Here is a 19,908-nt window from a genome sequence, read left to right on the forward strand (position 1 = left end):
ATACGGGAGGGTGCGATGCTGGACGTTCTGATCGAAGGCGGACGCGTGGTGACGGCCGACGGCTCGTTCGACGCGGACGTCGGCATCGTCGGCGAGCGCATCGTCGCGGTCGGGCCCGATCTCGGCGAGGCCGGGCGCCGGATCGACGCGCGCGGCCGCCTGGTGATGCCGGGCGGGGTCGACACCCACTGCCATGTCGAGCAGATCTCCGGCGCCGGGTTGATGAACGCCGACACGTTCGAGAGCGCGACGCGCTCGGCGCTGCACGGCGGCACCACCAGCATCGTCTCCTTCGCCGCCCAGCACCCCGGCAAGCGGCTGCGCACCGTGGTCGACGACTACGCCGCGCTCGCTGCGCGCGGCGCCATGATCGACCACGCCTTCCACATGATCGTGTCGGACGTCTCGGGCGAGAACCTCGTGCGCGACCTGCCCGAACTCATCGGCGAAGGGCATCGCTCGATCAAGATCTTCACCACCTACGACAAGGTGCGCCTCGGCGACGAGGACATCCTCGACGTCCTCTGGGCGGCGCGGGCTGGCGGGGCGCTGGTCTGCTTCCACGCCGAGAACGACGGCCTGATCCGCTGGATGACGCGGCGCCTGACCGCGAGCGGGCGCACCGAACCGCGTTTCCATCCCCTGTCGCACCCACGTGCCGCCGAGGTGGAGGCCCTGTCGCGCATGTGCGTCTTTTCCGAATTCACCGGCCAGCCCATCATGCTGTTCCACGTCTCGACGCGCGAGGGCGTGGAGATCGTCCGTGCGGCGCGGACGCGCGGCGTTCCGGTCGTCGCCGAGACCTGCCCGCACTACCTGTTCATGACCGGAGACCAACTCGACGCGCCGGGCCGCGACGTCGCCGGCCTGATGTGCAGTCCGCCGCAGCGCCGCGCCGACGACCAGGACGCGCTCTGGGCGGGACTGGGCGACGGGACCCTCGAGGTCGTCTCCTCCGATCACGCGCCCTATCGCCTGGACCGGAGCGGCAAATTCGCCAACGGTGCGGATGCCCCCTTCAACCGGATCGCGAACGGGATGCCGGGCCTCGAGGTTCGCCTGCCGCTCATGTTCGACGCCATGGTCAGCCGCGGCCGCCTCGGGCCCGAGAAGTTCGTGGAACTGACGGCGACCGCTCCGGCCGCGATCTTCGGCCTGTCGGCGAAAGGGCGGATCGCGGTCGGGGCCGACGCCGACATCGCCATCTGGAATCCCGACGCTCGTGTCACATTCGCGGCCGACGACCTCCACGACAACACGGGATACAATCCGTTTGCGGGGCGCAGCGTCACGGGATGGCCGGAAACCGTCCTGTCGAGGGGAGAGGTCGTCCTCTCGCAGGGCGCTTGCCTCGCAGCCCCCGGGCGGGGGCGCCGGATCGCGATGCAGCGCTCCGACGCCATGCAGGCGAGAAGCGGGGCCGAAGCGGACCGACTGGACCACGGCGCGTAGGCGACACGTCTCCGCGCGCAGGCGACGGCGCCTGAACCGACGACATCGGGCTTGATCGGGGCCCACAAATCCACCACCCATGGGGTCGGCGTTCGGCGAACGCCATTGGCAAGCTCAGCCTGGATCACCCCATGCACCCGACCGAGATCTTCGAGCTCGTCTTCATCCTGCTGCTGGCGATCCTGATCCTGCATTGGCTGGCCGGCCGCGCCGGCCTGCCAGCGTCGGTCGCGCTGCTGATCGGCGGCGGTGCGCTCGCCTTCGTGCCCGGACTGCCTGCGATCGAGCTCGATCCGGAACTGGTGCTCGTCCTGTTCCTGCCGCCCCTCCTGATGGACGGCGCGTACTTCACCGCGATCGCCCCCTTCCGGCGCCAGATCGCCGGCATCCTGTCGCTCGCCGTTGGCGCGGTCGTCTTCACGACGCTCGTCGTCGGGCTCGCCGTGCACTGGCTCGTTCCCGGCCTGCCCTGGGCGGCCTGTTTCGCGCTCGGCGCCATCGTCTCGCCGCCCGACGCCGTGTCCGCACGCGCGGTGCTCCAACGTGTCCGGCTGCCGCGGCGGCTGACGACCCTGCTCGAAGGCGAGAGCCTGCTGAACGACGCAAGCGGCCTCGTCCTCTTCCGCTTCGCCGTTGCCGCCGCCCTGACCGGGTCCTTCGACGCCGTGGACGCGGGCATGCAGTTCGCCTGGCTCGCCGTCGGCGGCATCATCGTCGGCGGGCTGATCGGCGGTCTCTGGATGGTCATCCTGCATCGCCTGCGCGACGACATGCTGACCACCGCCGCTTCGCTCATCCTGTGCTGGGCCGCCTACCTCGGGGGAGAGGCGCTGCACGTCTCGGGCGTGATCTCCACGGTCACCGCCGGCCTCGTCTTCGGCTGGTACCAGCACGTCGTCTTCACCGCGGGCGTGCGTATCCGCAGCAGCGCCTTCTGGCACGTCATGGTGTTCCTGTTCGAGGCGATGATCTTCATCCTGATCGGCCTGTCGCTTCGCGGCGTTCTGGAGCGCGTGGGAGGGTTCGAGGTCGTCCTGTCGACCATGGCGGTGCCGGTCGCCGGCATCATCGTCGCGATGACGCTCGCCCGCTTCGCCTGGGTGTTCGGCTGCGACGCCGCTGTCGCCGCCCTTCGTCGGCTGACGCCGTCGTCGGCCATGCCGCTGGGGTCCGGGAGCGCCTTCGTTCTGAGCTGGGCGGGGATGCGCGGCGTGGTGACGCTCGCCGTCGCCCTGACGGTGCCGGAGACGATGCCGGGCCGCGATCTGATGCTGGTGGCGGCCTTCGCCGCCATCCTCGTCACCGTCCTCTTCCAGGGCACGACGCTCGGCCTCGTGATCCGCGCCGCCGGACTGACCGATCGCGGCGTTCGCCCGCCTTTGTCGCTCGGCGAGGCCGAGGCCGCGGTGGCGCGGGCGCAGCTCGGCGCCGTCGCGGCGCGCGCCCATGCGCCGGACGGCACGCTCGTTCATCCGCGTCTTCTGGATACCTACACGCGGCGAGCCGAACAGACGGCAAACTACATGGGCAACGAGGACACCTTCGGCCCGGCGATCATGGAGCACTTCGACATCGTCGTCGATGCCGTGAAGGCGGGACGGATGGAACTCGTGCGGCTTCACCGGGCGCACCAGATCGACGACGAGACGCTGCACGACCTCGAACGGGATCTCGACCTCGAGGAGCTCGCGGCGCGAGCGGCGATGACGGTGTGAACTCGCCTGCGTGAGCCGGCAGGCCGCAATCCGGGCCGCTTCTGCTCCCGACGTGGAAGGGGCCGCTTCTCCAGCGCGCCATCGTCCGCTGGTCCGCGACGCGGCAACCGGCGATGGCGGCACTCCTCGACAAGCTGGAAGCGATGACGCTGATCCAGCGCGCCGTCCCGCAGCGATCGCCAGAAGGCCTGCAGGCGCGAGGGCTTCGCGGATGTCGGATGGCCAAGGCGGAGCGCGTGCTTGCCGGCATGGACGGAACGCACGCCTTCTACTTCGGCGTCCTCCGGCAAATGCGGAGGAAGCGCTGGTCGACGGGGCGCGTCGTCCTGACCGGCGACGCCGGCCGGCCGAGTCGAACCGAGCCGATCGTCGCGGCTCAGCCCGAATGGGCCGCGTTCTCGACGATCGCGGACAGGTCGGCGTGGAGGCAGTATCTGAGACCCGTCGGCCTGTAGTCCATCGTCGCCTTGCCGCCCAGCTCCGCCGGCAACGCGCGATCCAGCATCGTCGATCCGAAGCCGCGCCGCGTCGGCGCGGTGGTGCCGGGACCGCCGTTCTCTTCCCAGCAGAGTTCGAACCGGTCGTTCGACGGTCCGTCGATCTGCCAGGTCAGCGACACGGATCCGTCCCGGTTCGACAGCGCGCCGTACTTGGCCGCATTCGTCGCCAGTTCATGGATCGCGAGCGTCACCGTCGTGGCGACGCGCGAGCGAAGACGGATCGACGGCCCGGTCACCCGGATCCGTCCGTCGCCGGCGGTCCCGAACGGCGTCAGGGTCTTGGTGACGAGCTGGCGGAGATCGGCGGACGTCACTTCGTCGCTCAGGAGCACGTCATGCGCGGAGGCGAGCGCCTGGATGCGACTGCCGAGGATCTTCGCCGCCTCCTCCAGGGAGGGAGCGGTCCGAAGGGTCTGGCTGATGATCGACTGGACGTTCGCCAGCGTGTTCTTCACGCGGTGATCCAGTTCGCCCGCCAGCAGCGCGCGATGTTCGTCCGCCTGCTTGCGGTCGGTGATGTCGATGGAAACGCCGGCCATGCCGATCGGCACGCCATCCACGTCGCGGTTCACCTGACCGCGCACCTCGACCCAGCGGACCCGGCCGTCCGGTGCCACCGCGCGGTACTCGATGCCGAACTCTCCCGTATGGTCCGCGATCGCCGCGTCGAGGGTCTCGCGCCAACGCAGACTGTCGCCCGGATGGATCGAGGCGATGAGGTCGTCGTAGGTGAAGCTGTCGGTCGGTCCCCTGCCGAAGTTCGCCTTGCAGAGAGGCGACGAGACGAGACGCCGGTCCTTCAGATCGAGCGTCCATGCGCCGAGGCGGCCGGCCCCGAGGGTGAACCGCAAGCGATCCTCGGTTCGCGCGAGATCGCCGATGCGCTTCTCGATCTCGTGCTCGAGGTTGGCGCGGTCCCGCTGGACCTCCGCCAGTCGGTTGCGCTCGGGCGTCACGTCGAACTGCGAGGCGAAGAAGAAGGCCGGCGTTCCGTCGTCGTCGAACACCGGCGAGATCAGGACGTGGTTCCAGAACGTGGAGCCGTCCTTGCGGTAGTTCAGGATCTCGGTTTCCACCGTGGTTCGGTTCGCGATCGCGTCGCGCAGCTTGGCGACGTCCTCGGGGTTCGTGCCCGGCCCCTGAAGGAAGCGGCAGTTGCGACCGATGCATTCGTCGCGGGCGTAGCCCGTCAGCCGCTCGAACGACGCGTTCACGAAGACGATCGGATTGTCGGGCTTCAGCGGGTCCGTGATGACCATCGGCATGCGGGTGGCGCGCACGGCGGCCGCGAACGGGTCGTTCGTGGCCGACGAACGACCGATCTCACCGTGAATGCGGGCCTGCTCGAACCTGTCTGGCACGTGTCTGCGCTTGCTCCATGCTGATGGAAGGCACGCATACCCGGTCCTGACCTTTCGTGCACGAAGTTTCGGCTCAAACCGGGAACGGATGTCTGCGGTGTCGCGGACAGTGCGGGAATCACCCGATGGCGAGGACCGGGAGCGAGGTTGTCCACCGTCTCCTCGGCGGAGGCGGGAACCGATGGCCGGGAAACGACTTAGCCCTCGATCGATCTGTCCTGGAAGCCCGCCGGTGAAGACGCCATGCCTCACAGAAGCCACCTCCCGTTAGCGGTGACCTACGCCACGGAGCGTGACCTCGAAGCCTTGTCGCCGGAGCAACTCGCCGGGTTGCTCGACGAATGCCATCGCTGGTTCGACAACATGGACGCGTTTCAGAGCGCGATCCGTACCGAGGCGGGCCGCACGGAGTGGAGCGTCCTCACCCGCAAGGACGTCGCCGAGGCGACCGCCGCAAGGGAGCGGGTTCGCAACGAGATCGATCGACGGCACCGGGATCTCTTCGACCAGCTCGGCGCCGTCGACGTCGATCCGATCGATCAGCGGTAGGGAGGGGCTCGCGACCCTCTCCTTGTCGGCGCCGGACGACGGCTCGCGGCGAAACGGACACGGGAGCCGTCCGCAACGCGCGACGCCGGGCGGCGGTCCGCGGCCAGACAAGGCACGGGAACAGGCCGACGGGGGTCAGAGCGTCTGTATGTCGCCGGACGCGACCTCGGCGCTGATGTCGATCAGGCAGGTCGGGCCTCCCGTGACGGGTTCGCCGCCCCACCGCACCACATCGGCTGCAGGCAACTCGATCTTGTAGCGTTTCCGGGAGCGCTCGACGCCCGATCGTGTCGCCGTCTCCTTCCAGGCCACCGTCCCGCGATAGCGATCGGGCGGAAGCGTGATGCTCCCGTCGATCTGCGTATCCACCGAGACGAGGAACCCCATCGGCCCGCCCATCATCCGCGAGCCCTTGCGAAGCCGCGGCATCTTTTCAGTCTTCATCGGTACCTCAACGATCGAAGCGGCGCGTCCCTTGCGGAAACGTCGGTGAACGCTTCGCGCAGCCACCGCCGCGGACAGGATCCATCCGGCCGTCGCCCCTCTATGCCTTCCGGCCGCTCATAGAGATAGCGTCCGTCCTTGCGGACGAAGAGACGTGGACACCCGTCGCCGTCGGTCCGGTCACAGAACGATCTAGTCCTCGCTCGGCTTTTCGGCCGCGCGGCGTCGTTCGAGCTCGCCCATGACCTCGCCCGCCAGTGCGCGCAGCCGGTCGGCCTGTTCCGGCGACAGGCCCGCCGGGCGCGGCACGTCGTCCACGACGCAGAGCGTGCCGAGAACGTGGCCGTTGGGCGCGACCAGCGGTGCGCCGGCATAAAAGCGCAGGTGCGAGCCGCCGGTGACGAGCGGGTTGGCCGCCGTCCTCGGGTCCAGGCTGAGATCCGGGATCACCAGAAGCTCGCGGCTGCCGAGCGCATGGGCGCAGACCGACTGGTCGAGCACCGTCTCGGTTTGTTCGAGCCCGTGACGCGCCTTGAACCATTGGCGCTCGCGATCGACCAGGGTGACGAGAGCCACCGGTGCCGCGCAGGTGCGGGACGCCTCCCGCACGATGGCGTCGAAGCCCGGCTCCGGCGCTGTGTCGAGAATTTCGTAGCGGTTCAAGGTCTCGAGCCGCGCCTCGTCGGTGGCACAGGCGATGGTCGGTCCGGTTTGCGACATCAACGATCCTCGGCCGGCGAAGGGACCGGCGCCACCCCGAACGTGGCAGCGCCGGCAGCGTCCGTCCAGAGCATCGCCCGGCGATTTCGCCGGGCCGGATGATGCCCTAGTTCGCCGGCTGCGGCGGAATATACGGGCGTGGTCGGCCGGGGGCCGTGGGCGGCAGGGCGCGCTCGTTGACGGGGCGTCCGACGCGGCTCTCGTTCCTCGCCCAGGGACCGGGGCGGACCCCGGACGGCGTCAGCCGCGGGTCGTCGGCAAGCGACGTCCGCTCGAGGCGCGGCGGCGGAACGGGGCGGTCGTAACGCTGCGGGCGCTGCGGACGATCAAAGCGCGGCCGCCCCGGGCGCAGGTCCTCGCGATAGCCCGGCCGGTCGTAGCGCCCGTAACGCCGGTCGTCGCGCCGGTCGTAGCGCCACTGGGGGCCGCGATCGTAGCGGTAGTTCGGCCGCGGACGATACCGGTCCTCGTAGATCACCACCGGCCGCGCATCGTAGATGCGCGGGCGCGGGCTGTCGTAGACGGGGTAGTCGTCGTAGACCGGATAGTCCGACACGCAGCCCGACAATCCCGCCAGAGCCAAGCCCAGCACCAGAAGACGTTTCATGAAGGCCTCCCACACGTCCAGAGGGAAGTAGGGGCATCGCGCGCGGCGTCGATCATGTCGCGCCAAAATGTATCGCCGGAACGCGAGCCGGCGTGACGCGTCTCTTCCTGGAAAGGAGACGGCACACATGACGGACACGAAACGCACGAACGACGCGGACGAGGCGGCGCACGGCGGAGGGATCGGCGACATCGCACGCCAGCCCCTCGACCAGACCTCCGAGAACCCCGGCAACGGCACGCCGCAGACCGGCACGGGCGGCACCGCAGGCACGGGGCTCGCGGTCGACCGGGACGTCGCGCCCTCGGGTGAGGATCCCGACCGCGAGGCGGACGAGACACTCGGCACGGTGGTCTGAACAAGGGCAGGCCGGCGGCATCTCGCCGCCGACCTGCCATCCCAAGCGCGGGTCCCCCTCGGCAGCACTGCTGCAGGGCGTCGCCTGACCCGTCTAGAGACGGCTCTCGTCGAGTTGCGCCCTCAAGGTCATGGCGAAGGCGTTGAGCGCGGCGCGGACGTCGGCCATGTGCCGGTCGTGCCCCTCGAAATCCTCGTCCTCGGCGCCGGCCAGCGCCGCACCGAGGCCGAGCACCTCCTCCGCCGCCTCATGCGGAAAGGTGCCGCGCTGCAGGGCGCGCTCGGCATAGAGCGCGCGCAGGAGAAGATCCTGTGCCTGAAGCTGGGCCTGCAGCTTCATCACCGCGCCGGCCATCACGCGGATCGTGTCGTCGGAAGTCGCCATGGATCGGGTCCTTGCAGGTCGCGCCGGACTGCGCCGGCCTGGGGCCCATCCATAACGGCCGCTCCGCGGACGGCAAGGGGCGGCGGGCGCCATCTCCAGCGCCCGCCGCCCCTTGGTTCTCGCCTGGAGCCCATCCCGTGAACTTCGGTTCACCGGATGAACTCCAGCGCCTTGGTTCGCCGCATTGTCCGCGGGCGAAAGCCGACCCGGCTCTCGCTGGAAATGCCCTAGTCGGGTGGGAAAGCCCGCCCCGTCAGAGGTTGCGCTCGATCGCGCCCTCGACCTGGCCGAGGAGGCCCGTCGCGCCGGACTTCGAACTCTGCGCGGCCTGCGCGCCGCCGTCGGGCCGCGCCGGTGCGAGCGAGGGCTTGCCGCCCATCGGCTCCGACTTCATCGCCGAGAACTCGCCCCTCCCGTCCATCGACGGCCCGGCGCTCCAGCGACCCTCGGGGATGGTGCCGTCGACCATGTGCCCGAAATAGGCATAGGAGTATTCGCCCGCTTCCTGCGACTGCGCGAAGGAGTTCGGGATCGGCAGGTTTTCCACGGCGCCGCCCATGTCCTCGATCGCGGCCAGCCACTGCTGCTGGTGCATCGTATCGCGGGCGATCAGGAAGCTCAGCATGTCCTTCATGCCGGGGTCGTCGGTCATGTTGAAGAGCCGCACCGCGAGCACGCGCCCCGAGCTCTCCGCCGTGACGTTGGCGTACATGTCGGCGGCGAGGTTGCCGGACGCGTAGACGTGCGAGGCGTCGAAGGGCACGCCGTTGGCGTCCGAGGGCAGGGCGGCGAGGCCCGTCGACAGGATATGGCGCATGTCCAGGCCGTTCAGCACCGCGCCGCCCATTGCGTCGGCCGACACCTCCTCCTGGAAGGAGAGCGGCGCGCCTTCGAGATTGAGCGCCACGGCGGTCGACAGCATCTCGATATGGCCGAGCTCTTCCGTCGCGGTGTTGAGCAGCATGTCGCGGTACTTGGCGGGACCGCGCGCGCCGAAGGCCTGGAACATGTATTGCAGGGCGACGCGGATCTCGCCCTCGACGCCGCCGATCGCCTGCTGGAGCGCTCTGGCGAAATGCGGGTTGGGGCGCTCGACGCGCACGGGATACTGCAGCTTGCCGTCGGTATAGAACATGGGATGGTCGCTTCTTTTGCGGGGGGATGGCGGTGGTGGTTCAGGCCGCGTTGGGGCGCTCGTAGGTCAGGCTCTCGGCCACCTCGGTCAGGAGCGCGTCGGTCTTCTTCTCCTCTTCCAGCGTCTGATCGAGGAGGTCGGCCGCTTCGTCGTGGCCGAGCTTGAGGGCCCAGGACTTCAGGAGGCCGTAGCGCGCGATCTCGTAGTGTTCGATCGCCTGGGCACAACCGATCAGGACGTGATCGGCGGCATCGGTGTCGCCGAAGTCCTCGAGATCCTCTTCCATCTCGGCAGTGAGGCCCTGGATCGCCTCGCAGGTCTTGGCTCGCGGCGCCTTGCCGATGATCTCGAAGACGCGGGTGAGGCGCTCGACCTGGCCCTGGCTTTCCTCGGCATGGGTCTCGAACGCCTGGCGCAGGGCGTCGGCCTGCGCCGCCTTGGCGGATTTCTTCAGCGCGCGGACGGACGCCTTCTCGGCGAAGTAGACGTCCTTCAAGGTCTCGTAGAAGGCGTCGTTCAGGGTCTTTTCCTTGGCCATCGGATGATCCTCGTCTGATGGAGAGCGTTGCCTCGCCGACATCACGTCGACGGGCGGCAGGAAACGGTGAGCGCGATCAGGCGATCTGGCGCTTGATGTTCTCGAGAAGGAAGAGGTGCGTCTCGATGCCGGTGACGCCGACGAGCGAAGCGCCGCGCGCCATCGGGTCCGAACCGCTGCGCGCATAGCGGCGGTGAAGCGCGAGAAGCTCGCGGTGTCCCGCGATCTGTCCCTCGACATACATCATGTCGAAGCGTGCACCGCGCGCGGCGTCGAGTCCGGCGACGATCGCGGCCTGGTCCGGGCGGAGCCCCGCTGCACCGGGCCGCGCGCCGAAGGCTTGCGCCACGGCGGCCTGCTCGGTGATCTCGAGCTTGGCGAACTCGCGCACGGCCGGGCTCTGCGCCATCCGGGCGGCGAGCCGGCTGGTCGCGGTGGAAAAGTCGCCGCCCATCAGGATGGGCATCTTCATCCGGTCGGAGGGTGCCCTCGCCTGGGCCAGCGCCAAGCCCGGCACGGCGCTGAAGACCGCGGCTCCAAGGAAACTACCCGCGAGCTGTCGTCTGTTCATGATCGATGTCCTTTCCGATCGAGCGTCTTGGCTCAGAAAGCGGCAGGGACAACTGATGTTCCAAAGGAAGGGCTAGAGCTTTATTGGCTGGCGTCAGGATTTTTTCGTCACGACGGGACGGATATAGTTCGCCGGGTAAACATGGCTCGCTAAGCGTCTTTGCGAGGCATGCCCAGAACGAAGAAAGGCCGGGCGATGCCCGGCCTTTCCTTTTGCGTCTTTCCGTCTTTCATGCCGATACATCCGCGGTCATGGAAGCGGAACGCTGGACCTCAGAGGGCCTTGATGTTCTCGGCGGCGTTCTTGCCCGAGCGACGGTCGGCGACGACCTCGAAGCTGACCTTCTGCCCTTCGGCGAGGCCGCGCATGCCCGAACGCTCCAGTGCGGAAGCGTGCACGAACACGTCGTTGCCGCCCTCGTCCGGTGCGATGAAGCCAAAACCCTTGGTGTCGTTGTAGAACTTGACGGTTCCGTTAGCCATGACGATGCCCTTTCCAGACAAAGCAAAATGCTCGATGCGCCGAATGCGCAGCGATGCAGAAATCGACAGTGCAAAAGAGGATCGTTCGGGCGACGAGGCGCCGGGAAATTGATCGACTGACAAAGTTCGATGGCTAGAGAATACGTCGTCTACCTTGCTTTGGCAACGCCTGTCCCGAATAAACATCCGACGGCGTTTTCGCCGCCGGTCGGCGAGACCCCGCTCTTGCGGAACCACGCCGCTCCAAGGCTCTTCCGCGCAAGTCCTCCGCTGAAGATCATCGGGCCAAGCGCTGCGCGCGCAACGGGCGGGCCGCCACGGCCGCGGCCAGCGCGCCTTTGAGCCGGAGAGCCGGCTTTTCCACCAGGAACCAGGACGCCACCGCCAGCGCCGTCACGATCGGCAGGGCGCAGAGGGCGTTTACCAGCCCGCTCTGCCCTTTCCACCACACGAGCTGCTGAATGGGCCACGCGTAGATGTAGATGCCGTAGGAGAAGTCCCCATAGCGGTCCATGTCGAACGCGGGGACCCAATAGGCGAGGAAGAAGACGAGATAGGAGCTTCCCACGATGTAGCCGGGCCACCAGAGCCAGGTCCCGTTGGTGCCGAAGATCAGGGCGAGCGCACCGGCCGCAAGGATCGGGTTGAGAGGGATGCGGTCGCGATTGATCCAGAATGCCGCGCCGACGAGGAACGCCGCCGCGGGTCGGTCGAACCGCTCGTACGCTCCGAAGACGGGCACGCTCTCATAGGCGAACCAACCGACCGCAGCCAGGAGGAGAAGACCTGCATTGGCGCGAAGACGGCTGTCCAGCGCACCGAAGAAGCCTGCCACGGGCACCGTGACGTAGCACAGCAATTCGGCCGGGAGCGTCCAGGTCGAACCATTGGTCGCCCCCGGAAACGGGTTATCCGGAGCGTGGTTCGGGATATTGTAGTAGAGGTCCCAAATCCGTGCGTTCTCCCAGACGAACCAGTAGACATGGGGGTTGGAATAATACTCCCGAAGCGACATCGTGTTGTCGATCGGCCCCAGGATCATCGCGACCACGATCAGGCATACGATGAAGCCGGGATACAGCCTGAGGATGCGGGCCGCGATGAAGTCGCCGATGGGCCGGTTCTGAAACGACGCCGTGATCAGGAAGCCGCTGATCGTGAAGAACCCCAGGACGGCCGCCTCGCCGATCCACATGTTCTGCATGAGGCTGGATAGGGGATCGTAGCCGTTGCCGCTGATGGGATAGGAGTGCCCCACCAGGACGAGAAGAGCGAACGCGAGACGCATGATCGTGAAGTTGTTGCGTCTTTGTCCGTCGTAGTGGGAAAGCATGGGGGACCGGAAGGGCAACAAGACTCGGCTCCGCCTCTGAAACACGCAGCGAGCCTTTAGCCGCTATTCGCCCGACCGGCTATCGGCGATGCCCCGATCGAAGATCGAAGACGAGGATCAGGCCCACCATTGGTTGTGCGCTCGGTCCGGCGTCCCGTGGCGATGAAGGGGAAACCACGGAACCGGCTGGCGTCCGGCGCCGCCTCACCCCGCCCTCGCGGGGACGCGACGAGATCCACGGACCTTCGCAGCGGCGGAGGCATGCAGACCAGAGCCGAAAGGAGAGGCGTTGCCGCCATCTTGGAAAGGTCCAAGTACGATCCGCAGGCGGCGAACCGCTTCTCCGCAATCGATGTCGTCGCTTGATGATTTGAGAAGTGGTGGAGCCAAGCGGGATCGAACCGCTGACCTCTACAATGCCATTGTAGCGCTCTCCCAGCTGAGCTATGGCCCCATCGCCGCCGTCAGGCGGACATTCCGTCGGGACCCTTGGGCAGGCCCCGCGACCGGTGTGGCGGCTAGGTATGCCAACGCCGCGCGGAGATCAAGCGAAAAAAGAAGGGGCGGGAGGATTTCCCCTCGCCGCCCCCTCGTACCCGAAACCTCTGCGGGTTCAGGCGTCGTCCTCGTCGTCGCGGCCGCCGCCGATGATGTCCGTCATGTCGTCGTCCTCGTCCTCGTCGTCGGCAAGGAACGTGTCGTCGTCGTCGTCCGAGTCGTCGTCGTCGATGACGTCGTCGTCCTCGTTGCCGTCGACGTTCGGCAGATCGTTCGACGAGCCGCCGTCCTCGTCCTCGGCCACCTCGTTCAGCGACACCGTCTCCTCATCGGTGTCGGCGACCTCGGTCACCTCGACCTCCTCCTGTTCCTCCTCTTCCGCCGCCTTGCGGCTCACCCGCGCGGCGGTCGCCTTGACGGTCTCGAAGAAGGACAGGGGATAGGTCTTGCCGGTGAAGGGCGAGACGATCGGATCCTTGTTGAGGTCGTAGAACTTGCGGCCCGTTTCCGGGTCGATGCGCTTGGTGCCGAGTTCGGGTTTTGCCATGGGGAGGCCTCGCGGAGGGGAGGGGAGGGCCGCGGACGCGACCGTTCGAGGATCGTCGGGACAAACCGGCGCGGAGCCGATCGTTCCCGCGGAAAAATCGGTGGTCCCTTAGCGTCCCGGGCCCCGGCTTGTCAAAGCACGGCGCCGCCCGCGCGTGACGCCCCGCCCGACGCATGATAGGGCCTTGCGCCGAACCGTCGGCGGTCCCGCCGCCCCGTCGCCTTGCCGCCCACCCCGTCCGAGGATTCCATGACCGCCCACGCTTCCCATCCCCGCCCCCTGACCAGCCGGCGCGACGGCGCCCTCCGGGGCCGGGTGCGCGTGCCGGGCGACAAGTCGATCTCGCACCGCGCCTTCCTGTTCGGCGGCCTGGCGAGCGGACGCACCCGCGTCGCCGGCCTGCTGGAGGGGGAGGACGTCCTGGCGACGGGCCGCGCCATGCGCCAGATGGGCGCCAGGATCGAGCAGGAGGGCGACGCCTGGGTCATCGATGGCGTCGGCAACGGCGCGCTGCTGGAGCCCGAGGGCGTCCTCGACTTCGGCAATGCGGGCACGGGCTCGCGCCTCACCATGGGTCTCGTCGGCTCTTACGAGTTCACCACGACGTTCGTGGGCGACGCGTCCCTGTCGCGCCGGCCGATGGGGCGCGTCCTCGACCCGCTTCGCGAGATGGGGGTCCAGGTGCTCGCCCGCTCGCGGGATCGCCTGCCGCTTTCGCTGCGGGGCCCGCGCGTCGCCGCCCCCATCCAGTACCGTGTTCCCATGGCCTCGGCGCAGGTGAAGTCGGCCGTGCTCCTGGCCGGTCTCAACGCGCCGGGCATCACCACGGTGATCGAGCCGGTGATGACGCGCGACCACACGGAGAAGATGCTGGAGGGTTTCGGCGCCGCGGTTTCCGTTGAGACGGACGGGGCGGGGGTGCGCACCATCCGCCTCGAGGGCCAGGGCGAGCTCAGGGGCGTGCCGGACTTCGTGGTCCCGGGCGATCCGTCCTCGGCGGCCTTCCTCGTCGTCGCCGCGCTCCTCGTGCCGGGCTCGGACGTCGTGATCGAGAACGCGCTGATGAACCCGACGCGCACCGGCCTCGTCGAGACGTTGCGCGAGATGGGCGCCGCGATCGATATCCTCGACCCACGCGTGTCGGGCGGCGAGGACGTCGCCGACCTCCACGTGCGCCATTCCGCGCTTCGCGGCGTCTCCGTGCCGGCGTCGCGCGCGCCGGCGATGATCGACGAGTATCCGGTGCTCGCCGTCGCCGCGGCCTTTGCGGAAGGAGAGACGCGGATGGAGGGGCTGGAGGAGCTGCGCGTCAAGGAATCCGATCGCCTCGCGGCCGTGGCCGCCGGTCTTGCCGCCAACGGCGTCGCGCACGAGGAGGGCCACGACTGGCTCGCCGTGACGGGCCGGCCGGACGGCAAGGGGCTCGGCGGCGGCACGGTCGCAACCCATCTCGACCACCGCATCGCCATGAGCTTTCTCGTGATGGGCCTCGCATCGGAAAACCCGGTCACGGTGGACGACGCGACCATGATCGCGACGAGCTTTCCGGAGTTCGAGGGGCTGGTGACAGGCCTCGGTGGCAGCCTGGAGCCCGCTGCCCGGTGAACGGCTGGCTCGCCGGCCTCCTGGCGTTCGTCTTCTTCGCGCCGCTCGCCTTCATCTATGCCCGCTCCTTCGCGGGCCGCCTGCAGGCGGCGGCGCTGGCGCGCGGCCGTTCCGTCGTGGCCACGGCCGCGCCCAAGCTCGTCTGGCCCGCCGTCCTCGGCTGTGCGCTCGCCCTGCGCCTGTCAGGCCCGGACCTTCCCGAATGGCAGCTTGCCGCCGGCAGTCGGACGCTGGCAGCGGGCCTGTCGGTCCTCTGGTTCCTCGGCTCGCTCGCGGCGATCCTGTTCTTCGTCGTGATCCCCTTCGTGATGGGGCGCCTTCTCGGCACGCTCTTTGCGTGCATGGGGAAATTCGCCGCGACGCGCGACGATCCGTTGAGCTTCGGGGCGCGAGGCTTCACAAGGGAAGGCTTCGGCGAGGACGGGACGGAAAGCACGCAAATGGGTTTCACGGTGGCGATCGACGGGCCCGCGGCGGCCGGCAAGGGGACGATCGCCAAGCGCCTCGCCGCGCATTACGGCTTCGCCTATCTCGACACCGGCCTCCTTTACCGGGCCATCGGGCGCGTGGCGTCCCAGCGCGGCCTCGATCTCGACGACGGGGCGACGATGGGCACGGTCGCCCTGGCGCTCGACCCGGCCATTCTCGACGACGGGTCCCTGCGCGGGCGCGAGGCGGGCGAACTGGCCTCGCGGGTCGCGGTCCATGCGCCGGTGCGCGCCGCGCTCACCGAGTTCCAGCGCGGCTTCGCGCGTCGCCCGGGCGGCGCGGTGCTCGACGGGCGCGACATCGGGACGGTGATCTGCCCGGAGGCCGAGGCGAAGATCTTCGTCACCGCCAGTCCGGAAGTGCGCGCCCGGCGCCGCACGGACGAGCTCCACGCCAAGGGCCGCGCGGTGGATTACGAGACGATCCTCGACGAGGTGCTGGCGCGCGACCGGCGCGACACGGGCCGCGCCACGGCACCGCTCCGGGCGGCCCCCGACGCCGCCTTGCTGGACACGAGCGAACTCGATATAGAGGAAGCGTTCCAGGCGGCTTGTCGCATCGTCGACGCGTCGCTACATCGACGGAACGGAGCGTAGCGCGCAACCGCCCATCGACTGGCCTTCGGGGCCGGGCGTCGGGTGGATCGCACGCGTTTCAAGATCTGAATTCACCGCCGGCCGCCGGTTCCTCGCGCCGAAACGGGTTTCCCGCCGCAAAAGGTCGGGGTCTCCCGTGCCGCCAGCCGACCCGCAACGCGCGGGGCGGCCGGGGGCGGAACCGGCCGGATGGCCCCGAAGCGACGAACCCCCGGCGCGATGCCCCAGTCCTTGCAGAGAGGCGGGGTCCCAAGGAGAACGAATGTCCAACGCAGCAGTCTCGCGCGACGATTTCGCCGCGCTTCTCGAAGCGTCCTTCCATGAGAACGATGTCGCCGAAGGCGCCGTGGTCAAGGGAACGGTCGTCGCGATCGAGAAGGACATGGCCGTCATCGACGCCGGCCTGAAGGTCGAGGGCCGCGTCGCCCTCAAGGAATTCGGCTCGAAGGGCGGCGAGTCCACCCTGAAGGTCGGCGATGTCGTCGACATCTATGTCGAGCGCATCGAGAACGCGCTCGGCGAAGCCGTCCTGTCGCGCGACAAGGCGCGCCGCGAGGAGAGCTGGGTCAAGCTCGAGGTCAAGTTCAACGCCGGCGAGAAGGTCGAAGGCCAGATCTTCAACCAGGTCAAGGGCGGCTTCACGGTCGACCTCGACGGCGCCGTGGCGTTCCTGCCGCGCTCCCAGGTCGACATCCGTCCGATCCGCGACGTCGGCCCGCTGATGAACACCCCGCAGCCGTTCCAGATCCTCAAGATGGACAAGCGCCGCGGCAACATCGTCGTGTCGCGCCGCACGGTCCTCGAAGAGAGCCGCGCCGAGCAGCGCTCGGAGATCGTGCAGAACCTCGAGGAAGGCCAGATCGTCGACGGCGTGGTCAAGAACATCACCGACTACGGTGCGTTCGTGGACCTCGGCGGCATCGACGGCCTGCTGCACGTGACCGACATGGCCTGGCGCCGCGTCAACCACCCGACCGAGATCCTCCAGATCGGCCAGTCGGTGAAGGTGCAGATCATCCGCATCAACCAGGAAACCCACCGCATCTCGCTGGGCATGAAGCAGCTCGAGGCGGATCCCTGGGAAGGCATCGGCGTCAAGTACCCGATGGGCGTGAAGGTCTCCGGTCGCGTGACCAACATCACCGACTACGGCGCCTTCGTCGAGCTGGAGCCGGGCATCGAAGGCCTGATCCACGTCTCCGAGATGAGCTGGACCAAGAAGAACGTCCATCCCGGCAAGATCCTCTCGACCTCCCAGGAAGTCGAAGTGGTGGTGCTCGAGGTCGATCCGGTCAAGCGCCGCATCTCGCTCGGCCTCAAGCAGACGCTCCAGAACCCCTGGGAAGCGTTCCGCGACCAGTTCCCGGTGGGAACGATCGTCGAGGGCGAGGTCAAGAACAAGACCGAGTTCGGCCTGTTCATCGGCCTCGAGGGCGACGTCGACGGCATGGTCCACCTGTCCGACCTCGACTGGTCGCGTCCGGGCGAGCAGGTCATCGACGAGTTCAACAAGGGTGACACCGTGCGCGCCCAGGTTCTCGACGTCGACGTCGAGAAGGAGCGCATCTCGCTCGGCATCAAGCAGGTCGGCGGCGACGCCATCACCTCGGCTCCCGAGGCGGGCGACCTGCGCCGCGGCGCGATCGTCACCTGCGAGGTCACGTCGGTGAACGAGGGCGGCATCGAGGTCCAGATCCTGGACACCGAGTTCTCGGCCTTCATCCGTCGCAACGATCTCGGCCGCGACCGCGACGACCAGCGCCCCGAGAAGTTCTCGGTCGGCCAGAAGGTCGATGCGCGCGTCACGCAGTTCGACAAGAAGGCGCGTCGCGTCGGCGTGTCGATCAAGGCGCTGCAGATCGCCGAGGAGAAGGAAGCGGTCGCCCAGTACGGCTCGACCGACTCCGGCGCTTCGCTCGGCGACATCCTCGCCGCCGCGATGAACAAGCGCGACGCCGAGTAAGCATCGGAACCGGGCGGCTCCCGCCGCCCGTTTCACGTGAAACAGGAAGGCCCGCGCCGAGGCATCGGCGCGGGCCTTCTCGTTGTCGGGCCTTGCCCCGCCGTAAGCGCCGTGGCATCCGCCGGGGACCCATCGAGGCAGCAGGACCCCCATGAGCGAGACTACACGCTTCACCCCGATCGGCCGCGGCAAGATCGCGGCGATCGCGACCACGCTGGAAATGCGCGCGGCTGCGCCGCCTCGCCCCGTGCCGGCAGGAATCGACGGCGAGATCGTGTCGCTTCGGGACATTTCGGCCGACGACTATCTCGATCTCTTCCGCCGCGTCGGGCAGGACTACCTCTGGCTGACGCGTCTCGTCATGAGCCGCGAGGATCTGGAGACGCTTCTCGCCAGTCCCGACGCGCAGATCTTCGGCGAGCGGGTGGACGGGCGGCTGGAGGGGCTGCTGGAACTCGACTGGTCCGCCGGGGACGGCACCTGCGAGATCAAGTATTTCGGCGTCACTCGGGGCCGGCAGGCGACGGGCGCGGCGCGCCGCCTGATGAACCATGCGATCGAGGCCGCCTTCGGTGCCGGCGCGACCCGCCTCTGGCTCCACACCAACACCATGGATCACCCGCGCGCGCTGGCCTTCTACGCGCGGTCGGGTTTCGAGCCGGTGCGCCAAGAGGTCGAGATCAACGACGACCCCCGCCTTGCCGGGCTTCTGCCCCGCGACGCGGCACCGCACGTCCCGATCTTCGAATAGCCGCCCTGTCCGAAGCGAGAGACCGTCAGCGCCAGCCGAGCGCCGGCGCGACGTGGCGCAGGATCGCCTCGATGACGTGTGTGTTGTAGTCGACGCCAAGCTGGTTGGGCACGGTGAGGAGCAGGGTATCGGCCTCCGCGATCGCCTCGTCGCGCCGGAGCTCCTCCACCAGCCGATCGGGCTCGGCGGCATAGGAGCGACCGAACACGGCGCGCATGTTGTCGATGACGCCGACCTGGTCGTGCGACGTGTCGCCTCCGAAATAGGCGCGGTCGAGATCGTTCGTGATCGCGAAGATCGAGCGCGACACGGAAACGCGCGGCTCCCGCGCGTGACCGGCGGCCTTCCAGGCATCCCGGTAACGGCGGATCTACCGGGCCTGCTGCACGTGGAACGGCTCGCCCGTCTCGTCGGCCTTAAGGGTCGAGCTCTGAAGGTTCATGCCCCTCTCGGCCGCCCAGACGGCGGTCGCATCGGAGGCGGAGCCCCACCAGATGCGAGTTCGAAGCCCCTCCGAATGGGGTTCGAGGCGCAGGAGGCCGGGCGGGTTCGGAAACATCGGACGCGGGTTCGGCTCGGCGAAGCCTTCCCCCTTCAGGACCTCCAGCAAGGTTTCGGTGTGGCGGCGGCCCATGTCGGCATCGCTCTCGCCGGGCCGGGGGACATGGCCGAAATGGCGCCAGCCTTCGATCACCTGCTCGGGGCTCCCGCGGCTGAGGCCGAGCTGCAGGCGCCCGCCGGAAATAAGGTCCGCCGCGCCCGCGTCTTCCGCCATGTAGAGCGGGTTCTCGTAGCGCATGTCGATGACGCCCGTGCCGATCTCGATGCGGCTCGTCTTCGCCCCGACCGCTGCCAGGAGCGGAAACGGCGAGGCCAGCTGGCGGGCGAAGTGGTGGACACGGAAATAGGCGCCGTCCGCGCCCAGCGCCTCGGCGCCGACCGCCAGATCGATCGACTGGAGGAGGACGTCGCGGGCCGAGCGCGTGCCCGAACGCGGCGAGGGCGACCAGTGGCCGAAGGACAGAAAGCCGATCTTCTTCACGAGCAATCTCCGATGCGGCCTCGCGGGACCGGATAACGGGCCGGTCTGGGTCTGACGGCCGGCGCTCAAGCGTTCCTGCGCCGATCGAAGGCGTGAGTCGAGCCGTCGGATGGTGACCTCAGCGTCTCCAAACCGTGCCCTTCCGCCGCAAGAATATTCCCCGCGAAAGCTGCGTCGGCTCTCGCGTCCGGAGAGTGCGCCGGACAGGACTCCCGAGCCCGTCCGGGCGACCCGAGTGGACCGGATGGGCTCCTGTCTGCAGCCGCCC

19 protein-coding genes, 1 tRNA gene and 1 pseudogene are annotated in these 19,908 nt (G+C 68.5%); 8 read left to right on the top strand and 13 right to left on the bottom strand.

The features are described 5' to 3' along the window. The first annotated feature begins 15 nt into the window (after positions 1 to 15). The gene (gene hydA / locus AUL34_RS08410; protein WP_156420839.1) at positions 16 to 1,452 is read left to right on the top strand and encodes a dihydropyrimidinase; all 1,437 of its coding nucleotides are present in this window, start codon (positions 16 to 18) and stop codon (positions 1,450 to 1,452) included. Positions 1,453 to 1,583: 131 nt separating this feature from the next. Next, positions 1,584 to 3,167, top strand: a complete 1,584-nt coding sequence (locus tag AUL34_RS08415) for a Na+/H+ antiporter (RefSeq protein ID WP_061933167.1) — start codon at positions 1,584 to 1,586, stop codon at positions 3,165 to 3,167. A gap of 376 nt (positions 3,168 to 3,543) precedes the next feature. Here AUL34_RS08415 and AUL34_RS08425 read toward each other — a convergent pair whose 3' ends face one another. Further along, positions 3,544 to 5,028, bottom strand: coding sequence for a PAS domain-containing protein (locus AUL34_RS08425; RefSeq protein ID WP_061933171.1), 1,485 nt, complete (start codon positions 5,026 to 5,028; stop codon positions 3,544 to 3,546). 273 nt (positions 5,029 to 5,301) lie between these two features. Between AUL34_RS08425 and AUL34_RS08430 the strand changes: the two genes are divergently transcribed. Beyond that, positions 5,302 to 5,577 (top strand): hypothetical protein, encoded by a 276-nt coding sequence (locus AUL34_RS08430; protein WP_061933173.1) that lies wholly within the window; start codon positions 5,302 to 5,304, stop codon positions 5,575 to 5,577. 135 nt (positions 5,578 to 5,712) lie between these two features. On the opposite strand, the gene AUL34_RS08435 is transcribed toward AUL34_RS08430, so the two are convergent. The 3 genes from AUL34_RS08435 to AUL34_RS08445 all read right to left on the bottom strand — a co-directional run bounded on the left by AUL34_RS08435 (position 5,713) and on the right by AUL34_RS08445 (position 7,348). Further along, the gene (locus AUL34_RS08435; protein WP_061933175.1) at positions 5,713 to 6,021 is read right to left on the bottom strand and encodes a hypothetical protein; all 309 of its coding nucleotides are present in this window, start codon (positions 6,019 to 6,021) and stop codon (positions 5,713 to 5,715) included. Positions 6,022 to 6,213: 192 nt separating this feature from the next. Further along, the gene (locus tag AUL34_RS08440; RefSeq protein ID WP_061933176.1) at positions 6,214 to 6,741 is read right to left on the bottom strand and encodes a GAF domain-containing protein; all 528 of its coding nucleotides are present in this window, start codon (positions 6,739 to 6,741) and stop codon (positions 6,214 to 6,216) included. Between the two features lie 106 nt (positions 6,742 to 6,847). Continuing rightward, a complete protein-coding gene (locus AUL34_RS08445) occupies positions 6,848 to 7,348 on the bottom strand; it encodes a hypothetical protein (RefSeq protein WP_061933178.1) in 501 nt (166 codons plus the stop codon). 127 nt (positions 7,349 to 7,475) lie between these two features. Here AUL34_RS08445 and AUL34_RS08450 point away from each other — a divergent pair, with 127 nt between their 5' ends. Next, complete coding sequence (locus tag AUL34_RS08450; protein WP_061933180.1) at positions 7,476 to 7,706, top strand: hypothetical protein; 231 nt, start codon at positions 7,476 to 7,478, stop codon at positions 7,704 to 7,706. Positions 7,707 to 7,799: 93 nt separating this feature from the next. Here the strand turns inward: AUL34_RS08450 and AUL34_RS08455 are convergent, their stop codons facing one another. From AUL34_RS08455 to AUL34_RS08495, 8 genes are all read right to left on the bottom strand, one after another. Continuing rightward, positions 7,800 to 8,090 carry a hypothetical protein gene (locus AUL34_RS08455; protein ID WP_061933182.1) on the bottom strand — a complete coding sequence of 97 codons (291 nt, stop codon included), beginning with the start codon at positions 8,088 to 8,090 and terminating at the stop codon, positions 7,800 to 7,802. 253 nt (positions 8,091 to 8,343) lie between these two features. Then, complete coding sequence (locus tag AUL34_RS08460) at positions 8,344 to 9,225, bottom strand: manganese catalase family protein (RefSeq protein WP_061933184.1); 882 nt, start codon at positions 9,223 to 9,225, stop codon at positions 8,344 to 8,346. 40 nt (positions 9,226 to 9,265) lie between these two features. Continuing rightward, positions 9,266 to 9,763, bottom strand: coding sequence for a ferritin-like domain-containing protein (locus AUL34_RS08465; RefSeq protein WP_061933186.1), 498 nt, complete (start codon positions 9,761 to 9,763; stop codon positions 9,266 to 9,268). Between the two features lie 76 nt (positions 9,764 to 9,839). Beyond that, complete coding sequence (locus AUL34_RS08470; protein ID WP_082653244.1) at positions 9,840 to 10,334, bottom strand: DUF4142 domain-containing protein; 495 nt, start codon at positions 10,332 to 10,334, stop codon at positions 9,840 to 9,842. A 272-nt stretch (positions 10,335 to 10,606) separates the two neighbouring features. Next, the gene (locus AUL34_RS08480) at positions 10,607 to 10,816 is read right to left on the bottom strand and encodes a cold-shock protein (protein WP_061933192.1); all 210 of its coding nucleotides are present in this window, start codon (positions 10,814 to 10,816) and stop codon (positions 10,607 to 10,609) included. A gap of 277 nt (positions 10,817 to 11,093) precedes the next feature. Further along, positions 11,094 to 12,149, bottom strand: coding sequence for an acyltransferase (locus AUL34_RS08485; RefSeq protein WP_061933193.1), 1,056 nt, complete (start codon positions 12,147 to 12,149; stop codon positions 11,094 to 11,096). A gap of 378 nt (positions 12,150 to 12,527) precedes the next feature. Then, positions 12,528 to 12,603, bottom strand: a tRNA-Ala gene (locus AUL34_RS08490). A gap of 159 nt (positions 12,604 to 12,762) precedes the next feature. Further along, on the bottom strand, positions 12,763 to 13,194 hold the full coding sequence (locus AUL34_RS08495) for a TIGR02300 family protein (protein ID WP_061933194.1): 432 nt from the start codon (positions 13,192 to 13,194) through the stop codon (positions 12,763 to 12,765). A gap of 249 nt (positions 13,195 to 13,443) precedes the next feature. Here AUL34_RS08495 and aroA point away from each other — a divergent pair, with 249 nt between their 5' ends. From aroA to AUL34_RS08515, 4 genes are all read left to right on the top strand, one after another. Further along, on the top strand, positions 13,444 to 14,799 hold the full coding sequence (gene aroA, locus AUL34_RS08500; RefSeq protein ID WP_061933195.1) for a 3-phosphoshikimate 1-carboxyvinyltransferase: 1,356 nt from the start codon (positions 13,444 to 13,446) through the stop codon (positions 14,797 to 14,799). Between the two features lie 440 nt (positions 14,800 to 15,239). Further along, complete coding sequence (gene cmk / locus AUL34_RS08505; protein WP_061933273.1) at positions 15,240 to 15,884, top strand: (d)CMP kinase; 645 nt, start codon at positions 15,240 to 15,242, stop codon at positions 15,882 to 15,884. A 262-nt stretch (positions 15,885 to 16,146) separates the two neighbouring features. Continuing rightward, positions 16,147 to 17,847 carry a 30S ribosomal protein S1 gene (gene rpsA, locus AUL34_RS08510; RefSeq protein ID WP_061933196.1) on the top strand — a complete coding sequence of 567 codons (1,701 nt, stop codon included), beginning with the start codon at positions 16,147 to 16,149 and terminating at the stop codon, positions 17,845 to 17,847. Between the two features lie 151 nt (positions 17,848 to 17,998). Continuing rightward, a complete protein-coding gene (locus AUL34_RS08515; RefSeq protein ID WP_061933198.1) occupies positions 17,999 to 18,598 on the top strand; it encodes an N-acetyltransferase in 600 nt (199 codons plus the stop codon). 25 nt (positions 18,599 to 18,623) lie between these two features. On the opposite strand, the pseudogene AUL34_RS08520 reads toward AUL34_RS08515, so the two are convergent. Beyond that, positions 18,624 to 19,640: pseudogene (locus AUL34_RS08520) on the bottom strand (LLM class flavin-dependent oxidoreductase). Positions 19,641 to 19,908: the final 268 nt, after the last annotated feature.

The organism is Aureimonas sp. AU22, from assembly GCF_001463745.1.
Taxonomy (GTDB): Bacteria; Pseudomonadota; Alphaproteobacteria; order Rhizobiales; family Rhizobiaceae; genus Aureimonas.

Coding starts and splice junctions, on each gene's coding strand:
- hydA (WP_156420839.1), top strand. CDS start 16: ATGCTGGACGTTCTGATCGAAGGCGGACGCGTGGTGACGGCCGACGGC.
- AUL34_RS08415 (WP_061933167.1), top strand. CDS start 1,584: ATGCACCCGACCGAGATCTTCGAGCTCGTCTTCATCCTGCTGCTGGCG.
- AUL34_RS08435 (WP_061933175.1), bottom strand. CDS start 6,021: ATGAAGACTGAAAAGATGCCGCGGCTTCGCAAGGGCTCGCGGATGATG.
- AUL34_RS08440 (WP_061933176.1), bottom strand. CDS start 6,741: ATGTCGCAAACCGGACCGACCATCGCCTGTGCCACCGACGAGGCGCGG.
- AUL34_RS08445 (WP_061933178.1), bottom strand. CDS start 7,348: ATGAAACGTCTTCTGGTGCTGGGCTTGGCTCTGGCGGGATTGTCGGGC.
- AUL34_RS08450 (WP_061933180.1), top strand. CDS start 7,476: ATGACGGACACGAAACGCACGAACGACGCGGACGAGGCGGCGCACGGC.
- AUL34_RS08455 (WP_061933182.1), bottom strand. CDS start 8,090: ATGGCGACTTCCGACGACACGATCCGCGTGATGGCCGGCGCGGTGATG.
- AUL34_RS08460 (WP_061933184.1), bottom strand. CDS start 9,225: ATGTTCTATACCGACGGCAAGCTGCAGTATCCCGTGCGCGTCGAGCGC.
- AUL34_RS08465 (WP_061933186.1), bottom strand. CDS start 9,763: ATGGCCAAGGAAAAGACCCTGAACGACGCCTTCTACGAGACCTTGAAG.
- AUL34_RS08470 (WP_082653244.1), bottom strand. CDS start 10,334: ATGAACAGACGACAGCTCGCGGGTAGTTTCCTTGGAGCCGCGGTCTTC.
- AUL34_RS08480 (WP_061933192.1), bottom strand. CDS start 10,816: ATGGCTAACGGAACCGTCAAGTTCTACAACGACACCAAGGGTTTTGGC.
- AUL34_RS08485 (WP_061933193.1), bottom strand. CDS start 12,149: ATGCTTTCCCACTACGACGGACAAAGACGCAACAACTTCACGATCATG.
- AUL34_RS08495 (WP_061933194.1), bottom strand. CDS start 13,194: ATGGCAAAACCCGAACTCGGCACCAAGCGCATCGACCCGGAAACGGGC.
- aroA (WP_061933195.1), top strand. CDS start 13,444: ATGACCGCCCACGCTTCCCATCCCCGCCCCCTGACCAGCCGGCGCGAC.
- cmk (WP_061933273.1), top strand. CDS start 15,240: ATGGGTTTCACGGTGGCGATCGACGGGCCCGCGGCGGCCGGCAAGGGG.
- rpsA (WP_061933196.1), top strand. CDS start 16,147: ATGTCCAACGCAGCAGTCTCGCGCGACGATTTCGCCGCGCTTCTCGAA.
- AUL34_RS08515 (WP_061933198.1), top strand. CDS start 17,999: ATGAGCGAGACTACACGCTTCACCCCGATCGGCCGCGGCAAGATCGCG.